Genomic DNA, 9,205 nt, shown 5'->3' with positions numbered 1-9,205 from the left:
CCCCCGGGGCCGCCGCGCGTCTGGCCCCCGGGGCGCGCCGGCGGCGTTCGCCATCCCCGGCTCCCCCTATAATCCCTCGTGCCCGACTTGTCTCCCCGGCAGGCCTTGCCGGCTCTCCCGCGGCCGATTCCCCGCCTCGCCCGCCGCCCCCGCGCAACGGGACATTTTCCCCGCGCGGGCCGGTGGTCTGGCGGCGCAACAATGCTAAACAGGGCGGCGAGGCGCCGCATCCGTGCGGGACGAGGGCAAGTGCTCCGGCGGCACCAGAATTTGGGGAAACGAGGGATGAAGAAGGTATACCCCGACGCCACGACGGCCCTGGCGGGCGTCCTGCGGGACGGCATGACGATCATGGCCGGCGGCTTCGGCCTGTGCGGGATTCCCGATGTGCTCATCGACGCCGTGCGTGAGAGCGGCGCCAAGAACCTCACGGTCATCTCGAACAATGCCGGCATCGACGGCGTCGGCCTCGGCGTGCTGCTCGAGACGCGCCAGATCGCCAAGATGATCTCGTCCTACGTCGGCGAGAACAAGACCTTCGCCAAGCAGTACCTCGCCGGCGAGCTCGAGATCGAGTTCAACCCGCAGGGCACGCTGGCCGAGCGCATCCGCGCCGGCGGCGCCGGCGTCCCGGCCTTCTTCACCAAGACCGGCGTCGGCACGCTGATCGCCGAGGGCAAGGAGACCCGGGAGTTCGACGGCGAGACCTACGTGATGGAGCGCGGCCTGTTCGCCGACGTCTCGCTGGTCCACGCCTGGAAGGGCGACACCGAGGGCAACCTCGTCTACCGGAAGACCGCCCGGAACTTCAACCCGATGATGGCGACCGCCTCGCGGATGACCATCGCCCAGGTCGAGCACCTGGTGCAGCCGGGCGAGATCGACCCGGACCACATCATCACCCCGGGCGTGTTCGTGAAGCGGATGATCCACGTCCCGAACGTCCAGAAGCGCATCGAGCAGCGCACGACCCGCAAGCGGGCGGAAGCCGCGCCGAACGCCGAGCCGGCCGCCGCCCCGACCGGCGGCGGCGCCATCTAACCTGAGAGGAGACGACCTATGGCCTGGACGCGCGACCAGATGGCGGCCCGCGCCGCCCGCGAGCTCGAGGACGGCTTCTACGTCAATCTCGGCATCGGCATCCCGACGCTGGTGTCGAACTACATCCCCGACGGGATGTCGGTGCAGCTCCAGTCCGAGAACGGGATGCTGGGCATGGGCCCGTTCCCGTACGAGGGCGAGGAGGACCCGGACCTCATCAACGCCGGCAAGCAGACCATCACCGAGCTGCCGACCACGAGCTACTTCTCGTCGTCGGACTCGTTCGGGATGATCCGCGGCGGCCACATCGACCTGTCGATCCTCGGCGCCATGCAGGTGGCCCAGAACGGCGACCTCGCCAACTGGATGATCCCCGGCAAGATGGTGAAGGGGATGGGCGGCGCGATGGACCTCGTCGCCGGCGTCAAGAAGGTCGTGGTGGTGATGGAGCATGTCGCCAAGGGCAAGGACGGCTCCGAGTCGCCCAAGCTTCTGGAGGCCTGCGACCTGCCGCTCACCGGCACCCACGTGGTCGACATGGTGATCACCGATCTCGGCGTCTTCACCATCGACAAGAAGGGTGACGGCGGCATGAGCCTGATCGAGCTCGCCGACGGCGTCACCGAGGACGAGGTGCGGGCGAAGACCCAGGGCCAGTACCGGGTGGCGCTGAAGAACACCTGAGGACGGTGTTGCCTCGGGGCACACGCCCCGGGGCCCACACGATCGCTGCCGAAGTCTTTTTCGCCTCTCGCAACAGTCTTTCCACACCTCCATCGTCAATCCTGGGCCGCGAAGCGGAGCCCGGAATCCAGAAGCGTAGGTGGTTCAGGACGAAGCGGAACGAATACAGCTTCGTTCTGCGCCACCGGAGTGTCTGGATCCCGGGCTCTCGCCTTCGGCGAGCCCCGGGATGACGCAGAGGGTGGGAATGCCGCTCTCGAAAATCTCGTAGTCTTCAGTGCTGGCCCGGATACGCCGCGTCCAGCACGAACGGGTACGGCCCGTCGAACGCCTCGACGTAGACCATGTGGCTCACGATCCCGGCCTCCGGCGTGTAGCGGTGGAGCAGGTAGGCCGGCGGCTCGAACACCAGGGCGCCCTCGTGCTCCGGGTCCAGGTCGAAGGCGACCTGGTGGGTGACGCTCGGGGCGATCTGCGCGATCGTGCCGGCGTAGCGGGTCAGGATCGGCCGGTGATGGTGGCCGCACAGGATCCGCTCGATGCAGGTCTGGCCGGCGATCAGCCGCCGGAACTGCGCCTCGCCGTCGAGCAGCCGGATGTTGTCCATGTGAACGAGGCCGCATTCGAAGGGCGGATGGTGCATGAACACCAGGGTCGGGCGGCCGTCGCCGCCGGCGAGCGCCCGCTCGAGGAAGCCGAGGCGCTCCGTGCACAGGGCGCCGTGGCTCTGGCCCGCCACCAGCGTGTCGAGGGCGATCAGGCGCACCGGGTGATCCTCGACCGTGTACTGGACGAAGTTCTCGGTGGCGCCGGGCAGGTATGAGGCCGGCAGGACCTCGCGCAGGGTCTCGCGCCGGTCGTGGTTGCCGGGCACGACGAGGACCGGCATCGGCAGGCGGGCCAGCAGGCCGCGCAGCTCCTCGTACTCCTCCACGAGACCGCAATCGGTGAGGTCGCCGGAGATCAGCACCAGGTCGGGCCGGGGATCGAGGGCGAGGAGATGGGACACCGCGCGGGCGACCATGCGGTTGGTCTCGGAGACCCGGTAGGCCGGCAGCCCGCGGGGGCGCACGTGCAGGTCGGTGATCTGGGCGATGAGCATGGGTGTGTCCGGCTGCTTATTTTCGAGCGCGACGCCCTTTCCCGGACGACGGGAGCGAAGCGGACGGAGATCCGGGATCCAGAGGAGAAGTGCCGCGAAGCGGCTCTGTCTGTTGCAACGTTGCAGAGAGTCGGTCGCTTCGCGAAGTCTTGTGCTGGATCCCGGGTCCCATTCCGCTGACGCTGCATGGGCCCGGGAAAGGGAGGTGCTTTACTGGACCAAGGTGGCGATCATTCCGCGCCCGGCAGGCGCAGGGCGGTGTCCTCGACATAGGGGCGCATCAGGGCGTCGGCGGCCTTCTGGGCGGCGGCCAGCGCCTCCTTGGGCTGGCGCTTGCCGGAGAGCACCGCCTGCAGCTCGTCCTCGATCGCCTTGCGCACCGGCACAGTGCGGTAGGTGGCAAACCACGGCTTCGCGTTGGCGAGCTGGTCGACGGCGATCTTCGCGTCGGGGTTCTTCTCCAGGAAGGCCTTCATCTCGGGCAGGTCGTAGGCCGCCTTGTTGGGGGCGAAGTAGCCCGTGGCGCGGCTCCACCAGCCCGACTTTTCGGCTGAGGTCAGCCACTGGATCAGGGTCCAGCCGGCAGCGCGCTTCTCCGGCGAGAGGCCGGTCGGCTGCACCAGCGAGGCGCCGCCGATCGGCACCGCCTGGCGCACGTTCATCGGCACGAAGGCGACCCGGAACGGGAACTTGGCGGTGTCGCGGATGAAGGTGAGCGAGCCCGTCGAGATGATCATCATCGAGGCCTGGCCGGCCAGGAAGGCGCCGGTCACCGCCGGGCCCTTCTGCTCGCCGGCCGGGTGCACCTTGGCCTTGTGGACCAGGTTCGACCAGAAGGTGAGGGCGCCGAGCATGGTCGGGGTGTCGTAGTAAACCTCGCCGCCGTACTCCTCGTTGTAGTAGCGCCCGCCGTTCGACATCGTCAGGGCTTCGAGGATCCAGCCGCCGTAATCGTAGTTCGAGGGCATCATCAGGCCCCAGCGGGTGGTGCGGTCGCCCTCGCGCTTCGTCAGCTTGCGGGCGGCGGCGTCGAGCTCGTCCCAGGTCCGCGGCGGCTTCTCGGGGTCGAGGCCGACCTCCTTGAAGTGGTCGGCGTTGATGTAGAGCAGCGGGGTCGAGTTGTGGAACGGCACGCCGTAGACCTTGCGATCGATCAAGGCGTTGGGGTGCAGGGCCGGGAAGAACTGGCCCATGAAGGCCTCCTGGCCCTTGCCAGGCTGATCCTTGCCTTCCTTGCCGATCAGGTCGTCCATCGGCGTGATCTCGCGCTCGATGGCGAGGTCGGTGAGGAAGTTCGCCGACATGATCACGGCGGCCGGCGGCTTGCCGGCCTTGATCGCCGCGCGGGTCTTCAGCAGCGTGTCGTCGTAGGAGCCGGTGAAGACGGGGGTCGCCTTGACGTCCGGGTGGGCGTCGTTGAACTCCTTGATGAGCCCCGTCATGTTGCGGGCGAGCGCCCCGTCCACCGGGACGGGGAAGAACAGCTCGATGTCGGTCGCGAGCGCGGTGCGCGGCGCGGCGAGGCCCGCCACGGCCGCGAGCGCGAGGGCGAGGGCGGCGCCCTTCCACCAGGAAATCATTGCGTTGTCGTCCTCTACTTGATGCCGGAGGCGAGGAAGCTGTTCACGAACCGGCGCTGGAAGATCAGGAAGGCGGCGAGCAGCGGCAGGCTGACCAGGAAGGTGCCGGCCGCGATCAGCCCCCAGGCCTGCATGCCCTCGGCGCTGAGCGTGAAGCTCGCGAGGCCCAGGGTCAGGGGCCGCTTGTCGGGGGAGTTGATGACCATCAGCGGCCACAGGAACTCGTTCCAGTGGCTGGTGACCGAGACGATCGAGAACGCGACGAGCGCGGGCTTCGTCAGCGGCAGGTAGACGTGGCGGATGCGCGCCCACCAGCCCGCCCCGTCGATCAGCGCGGCGTCCTCGAGCTCCCGCGGCACCTCGCGGAAGCTCTGGCGCATCAGGAAGGTGCCGAAGGCGGTGGCGAAGTACGGCGCCATCACGCCCGGCAGGGTGTCGTAGAGGCCCAGAGACGCGACCGTCTTCAGGTTCGGCACCAGCAGCACCACCGGCACCAGCATCAGCTGGACCAGGAACAGGCCGAACAGGAACCCGCGGCCGGGAAACTCGAGCCGGGCGAAGACGTAGCCGGCGAGCGAGGCGGTGACGAGCTGCACCGCGAGGATGCCGGCGCAGAGGGCGAGGGAGTTGAGGAAGTAGAGCGGGAAGTCGGCCGAGGCCCAGGCCTCGGCGAAGTTGGCGAGCGTCGGCGCCAGCGAGGGCAGGAGCGAGGCGTCGGCGCCGGACCCTGCCGGCCGGAACGCCGCGACAAGCATCCACCAGAACGGCACCGCCCAGACGAGCGCGAGGCCGGCGACGACCCAGCGGGCGATGCGGGGCGTGACCTCCCGGGTGACGGGGCCGGGGAGGGCGCTCATCGGGCCGCCTCCGGGCCTTGGGCACGGCTGAGCGACAGGGCGGTCAATGCCGCGAGCAGGCCCAGCGTCACCACCGTGGCGGCGGCGGCCCGGCCGGCGTCGTAGCGCTCGGCGGCCTGCTCGTAGATGTAGAACAGCAGGAGCTTCGTCGCGTCCGAGGGACCGCCCTTGGTCAGCACGAAGACGTGGTCGACCTGCGTCACCGCATTGAGGAGCGCGATCACCCCGACGAAGGCGAAGGTGGGGCGCAAAGCCGGCAGCGTCACGTAGCGCAGGCGCTGCCACGGGCCGGCGCCGTCGAGGAGCGCGGCTTCCCGGGCCTCGTCGGGGATCGCCTGCAGGCCGGCCAGGATGAACAGCATGTAGTAGCCGGCGTTCTTCCACACGGTGAGCACCGTGATGGCGGACAGCGCCAGGTCCGGGTCGCCGAGCCAGTTGGCGCTCGCCAGCCCGAGCCGGGCGAGGTGGTGGTCGATGAGGCCGATGCCCGGCAGGAACAGGAACAGGAACAGGGCCGCCGCCGCGACGAGCGGGATCATCACCGGCAGGAAGAACAACGCCCGCAGGAGCGCCCGCACCCGGCCGGCGCCGTTGAGCGCGAGCGCGAAGGCAAGCGCCAGGACCAGGCTCGGCACCACCGTGCCGAGGGCGTAGAGGCCGTTGTTGAGGAGCGCGCGCTGGAAGGTCGGGTCGGCGAACAGGGCCGCGAAGTTGTCGAGGCCGACGAAGCGGGTGCCCCGGCGCGTGACCTGGTGGGTGGCGTCCCACAAGACCTCGACCACCGGCCAGTAGGTGAACAGGGCGAGAAAGACCAGGGAGGGGCTGAGCAGCGCGAGCGGCAGCAGCAGGCGGGCGGCGGGCCGCCGGCCGGCCCGCGCGGCGGGAGGCTCAGCCGCGAGGGCCGCCTGTGTCGTGGGGAGGGCGTGGGTCAAGGGGTCCGCCGGAGTGTCGAGACCGTCGCGTCATCGGGCGATTCCGTGACAAGCGGATGAAATCCGCGCCAGGGCCGCGCCCCTGTCTCCAGACCTCGCCCCACTCTCCCGTCCCGCGCAGACGGGTTGTACACGGTGGATATCGGCGTTCTTCGCGACAGCCCTCGCTGGCATGGGCCCGATACGGGCACGAACCTTCCCGGCCGGTCGCCTCTTCATGGCGACGTCCGGAGCGACGCCGAGCGATCGCGAATCCTCGGGGAGGCCGGATCCGGTCCGCGCGGTCCGCAGCGGTGGACCTTCGCGAACCGTGTCGGGTAAGCTGTGCCGGACAGCGGAGGTGGGCATGTTCGAGGTTCGCGCGGATGATCTCTCGAGTGACCCGACCCGGCAGTTGCTCGCCCTGCATCTCGCCGGCATGCACGCCAACTCCCCGCCCGGCAGCGTGTTCGCCCTCGACCTGTCGGGGCTGAAGGACCCGGCGGTCACGGTCTGGTCGGCCTGGGACGGCGGCAACATCGCGGGAATCGGCGCCCTGAAGGTCCTGGGTGACGGAACCGGCGAGGTGAAGTCGATGCGGACCCACCCCGACTACCTGCGCCGCGGCGTGGCCGCGCTGCTGCTGGACAGGATCGTCACCGAGGCGCAGAGGCGCGGCCTGCGGCGGCTGAGCCTCGAGACGGGACGCGGCCCGGCCTTCGAGCCGGCCCTGACCCTCTACCGCGCGCGTGGATTCACCGACGGCGAAGCATTCTCGGGCTACAGGGAGAATGCGTTCAGCCAGTTCCTGCACCTGGACATGCGATCGGGCCAGTCCTGACGTCGTGAGGGCGCCCGCCCGTGCGGGCGGGTCGAGCCGTTGCGACCGTCCGGGACGAGCACGGGGGAAGGGGCCATGACCGGGCACGGATACCGCGCCTTCCTGGAGGAGATGCTGGCGCCCCTCGGCGGCGTCGCGATCCGCCGGATGTTCGGCGGGCTCGGCCTGTTTCGCGATCGTCTGATGTTCGGGCTCGTCGTGCGCGACGTGCTCTACTTCAAGGTCGCCTCCGACGAGGCCGCCGCCTTCGCGGCCGAGGGCGGCGCGCCGTTCTCCTACGCGACCGGAGGAGGCCGGGTGACCACGATCGCCAGTTACTGGCGGGCGCCGGACCGGCTCAGCGACGATCCGGAGGAGTTCCTGGCCTGGGCGCGCCGGGCCTGCGCGGCGGCGGAAGCCGCCGCCCGGGCGCGGCCGCCGGGGCGGCGCAAGGCCGGGCCGGTGGCCTGATACGAACTTCCGGAAGATTACTTCCGGAAACTCGTATCAAAAGCCGGCGCGGCATCTGAGCGAAGCCGAAATCCGCATTGCGAAGCAATCAATCGGATTTCGCATGACGCCTCTCGCGGAGCGTCCTCGGCTCCGTCGAGGGCGTCGCGCGGGCCCTCAGCGCAGGGTGACCCGCATCGGCATCCCCTCGGCGGGGCGCAGGGTGATGCGCTGCTTGAGCACCGGCAGGTAGCCGGGGCGCAGGGAGAAGCGCAGGGACCGGATCAGCACCGCCAGGATCGCCACCGCCTCGGAGAGCGCGAAGCCCATGCCGATGCAGATCCGCGGGCCGGCCGCGAAGGGCAGGTAGGCGTAGCGGTCGCGGGCCTTGGCGGCCTCGGGGGCGAAGCGCTCGGGATCGAAGCGCTCGGGGTCGTCCCACAGCCCGGCGTGGCGGTGCACGGCGTAGATCGGGATGGTGATCGGCGTGCCGGCCTTCACCGGAACGCCGTCGAGGTCAATGTCGCGCAGCGCCCCGCGCACCACCACCGGCACCGGGGGATAGAGCCGCATCGCCTCGAGGATCACCTGGCGGGTGTAGGGCAGGGCGTCGACGTGCTCCGGCGTGAGCGGACCGCCGCCGGTCACCGCCTCGACCTCGGCGGCCACCATCGCCTCGCTCTCCGGGTGGTGGCTGAGCAGGTAGAAGGCCCAGGTGAGGGCGAGCGCCGTGGTCTCGTGCCCGGCGGCCACGAAGGTGAGCAGGTTGTCGGCGACGTCGCGGTCGTCCATGGCCTGGCCGGTCTCGGGGTCGCGGGCGGCGAGCAGCAGGCTCATCAGGTCGTTGCGCCCCTCGGTGCCCTCGCGGCGGGTCTCGGCGACGCGGCGCACGAGCTCGTCGCGCAGGTAGGTCCTCGCCCGCTCGGCCCGGGCCCGGCCCGGGAACGGCACCCAGGCGGGGGCCCGCAGCAGGGTGAGGGCGAAGATCCAGCTCGTCGATTCGAGGTAATCGGTGATGCCCTGCTCGACCCGGGCGGCGTCGATGCGGCCGGACCCCGAGAGCATCGTCTCGACGATGATCTCGAAGGTGGTGCGCATCATCGTGTGGGCGATGTCGACCTCGGCACCGGCACCGGTGCCGGCAGCCAGGGCGTCGCGGGTGCGCTCCGCCGCGGCGATCATCGCCGGCACGAAGCTGCGGATGCGCTCGGCCCGGAAGATCGGCGCCGCCGCCCGGCGCTGCCAGCGCCAGCGGGCCCCGTCGGCGGTCAGGATGGCGTCGCCGAGGGCCGGGGAGAGGGCGCGGCGCAGCACCTCCGACTTCTCGAACGCGTCGGCGTCGTCGACCATCACCCGCCGGATCAGATTCGGCGCCATCACGAACAGGCTGGTATGGCCGAGGAACTCCGAGCGGTAGAGCGGCTCGCGGTAGATCGCCTCGGGCCAGGCCTCGAGCGGGTTGCGCACCACGGTGCGCAGGAGCCGCCACGGCCCGAGCGGCCGCGCCGGCGGCGTGATCCGGGCGAGAACCGGCCGAGGCCCCTCGGGGACCGGGCGGAAATGGGACGTGTGCGCGTTCATGGCTCGCCTGGGTTCGGTCCCGACGGACACCGGGAGCCCGGTCCTTGTTTACCTCCATCTGGGCGCGAGCGTGACGGGAAACGCCCGCGGCCCGCCGCGCGTTGACGACACTCAAAGCCGGAGCTTCGAGCGATGCAGGCCGCCTTCGACCGGACCACCCTCGACCGCCTGATCGCGCT

At 70.3% G+C, this 9,205-nt stretch carries 9 protein-coding genes; 4 read left to right on the top strand and 5 right to left on the bottom strand.

The window, feature by feature from the left end; translation table 11 throughout:
* Positions 1-285: 285 nt before the first annotated feature.
* Together VQ02_RS17275 and VQ02_RS17270 are read left to right on the top strand one after the other, a co-directional pair.
* A complete protein-coding gene (locus VQ02_RS17275) occupies positions 286-1,041 on the top strand; it encodes a CoA transferase subunit A (RefSeq protein ID WP_048445444.1) in 756 nt (251 codons plus the stop codon).
* An 18-nt stretch (positions 1,042-1,059) separates the two neighbouring features.
* Positions 1,060-1,725, top strand: coding sequence for a 3-oxoacid CoA-transferase subunit B (locus VQ02_RS17270; protein WP_048445443.1), 666 nt, complete (start codon positions 1,060-1,062; stop codon positions 1,723-1,725).
* A 274-nt stretch (positions 1,726-1,999) separates the two neighbouring features.
* Here VQ02_RS17270 and VQ02_RS17265 read toward each other — a convergent pair whose 3' ends face one another.
* The 4 genes from VQ02_RS17265 to VQ02_RS17250 form a co-directional block, all read right to left on the bottom strand.
* Positions 2,000-2,827: a phosphodiesterase gene (locus VQ02_RS17265; protein ID WP_048445442.1), complete on the bottom strand. Its 828-nt coding sequence runs from the start codon at positions 2,825-2,827 to the stop codon at positions 2,000-2,002.
* A gap of 230 nt (positions 2,828-3,057) precedes the next feature.
* Positions 3,058-4,407 (bottom strand): ABC transporter substrate-binding protein, encoded by a 1,350-nt coding sequence (locus VQ02_RS17260; RefSeq protein WP_048445441.1) that lies wholly within the window; start codon positions 4,405-4,407, stop codon positions 3,058-3,060.
* A gap of 14 nt (positions 4,408-4,421) precedes the next feature.
* On the bottom strand, positions 4,422-5,264 hold the full coding sequence (locus tag VQ02_RS17255; RefSeq protein ID WP_048445440.1) for a carbohydrate ABC transporter permease: 843 nt from the start codon (positions 5,262-5,264) through the stop codon (positions 4,422-4,424).
* Positions 5,261-6,196, bottom strand: coding sequence for a carbohydrate ABC transporter permease (locus tag VQ02_RS17250; RefSeq protein ID WP_083469276.1), 936 nt, complete (start codon positions 6,194-6,196; stop codon positions 5,261-5,263). The genes VQ02_RS17255 and VQ02_RS17250 overlap by 4 nt, the downstream gene beginning before the upstream one ends.
* Before the next feature lie 346 nt (positions 6,197-6,542).
* Here VQ02_RS17250 and VQ02_RS17245 point away from each other — a divergent pair, with 346 nt between their 5' ends.
* Together VQ02_RS17245 and VQ02_RS17240 are read left to right on the top strand one after the other, a co-directional pair.
* Positions 6,543-7,016, top strand: a complete 474-nt coding sequence (locus VQ02_RS17245; protein WP_048445439.1) for a GNAT family N-acetyltransferase — start codon at positions 6,543-6,545, stop codon at positions 7,014-7,016.
* A gap of 75 nt (positions 7,017-7,091) precedes the next feature.
* On the top strand, positions 7,092-7,466 hold the full coding sequence (locus tag VQ02_RS17240) for a TfoX/Sxy family protein (protein ID WP_048445438.1): 375 nt from the start codon (positions 7,092-7,094) through the stop codon (positions 7,464-7,466).
* A 156-nt stretch (positions 7,467-7,622) separates the two neighbouring features.
* Here VQ02_RS17240 and VQ02_RS17235 read toward each other — a convergent pair whose 3' ends face one another.
* A complete protein-coding gene (locus VQ02_RS17235; RefSeq protein WP_048445437.1) occupies positions 7,623-9,026 on the bottom strand; it encodes a cytochrome P450 in 1,404 nt (467 codons plus the stop codon).
* Positions 9,027-9,205: the final 179 nt, after the last annotated feature.

The sequence above is a fragment of the Methylobacterium variabile genome (assembly GCF_001043975.1).
Lineage (GTDB): Bacteria > Pseudomonadota > Alphaproteobacteria > Rhizobiales > Beijerinckiaceae > Methylobacterium > Methylobacterium variabile.
This window is presented reverse-complemented; position numbering and strand designations above follow the sequence as displayed.

Coding starts and splice junctions, on each gene's coding strand:
- VQ02_RS17260 (WP_048445441.1), bottom strand. CDS start 4,407: ATGATTTCCTGGTGGAAGGGCGCCGCCCTCGCCCTCGCGCTCGCGGCC.
- VQ02_RS17245 (WP_048445439.1), top strand. CDS start 6,543: ATGTTCGAGGTTCGCGCGGATGATCTCTCGAGTGACCCGACCCGGCAG.
- VQ02_RS17255 (WP_048445440.1), bottom strand. CDS start 5,264: ATGAGCGCCCTCCCCGGCCCCGTCACCCGGGAGGTCACGCCCCGCATC.
- VQ02_RS17240 (WP_048445438.1), top strand. CDS start 7,092: ATGACCGGGCACGGATACCGCGCCTTCCTGGAGGAGATGCTGGCGCCC.
- VQ02_RS17270 (WP_048445443.1), top strand. CDS start 1,060: ATGGCCTGGACGCGCGACCAGATGGCGGCCCGCGCCGCCCGCGAGCTC.
- VQ02_RS17235 (WP_048445437.1), bottom strand. CDS start 9,026: ATGAACGCGCACACGTCCCATTTCCGCCCGGTCCCCGAGGGGCCTCGG.
- VQ02_RS17265 (WP_048445442.1), bottom strand. CDS start 2,827: ATGCTCATCGCCCAGATCACCGACCTGCACGTGCGCCCCCGCGGGCTG.
- VQ02_RS17275 (WP_048445444.1), top strand. CDS start 286: ATGAAGAAGGTATACCCCGACGCCACGACGGCCCTGGCGGGCGTCCTG.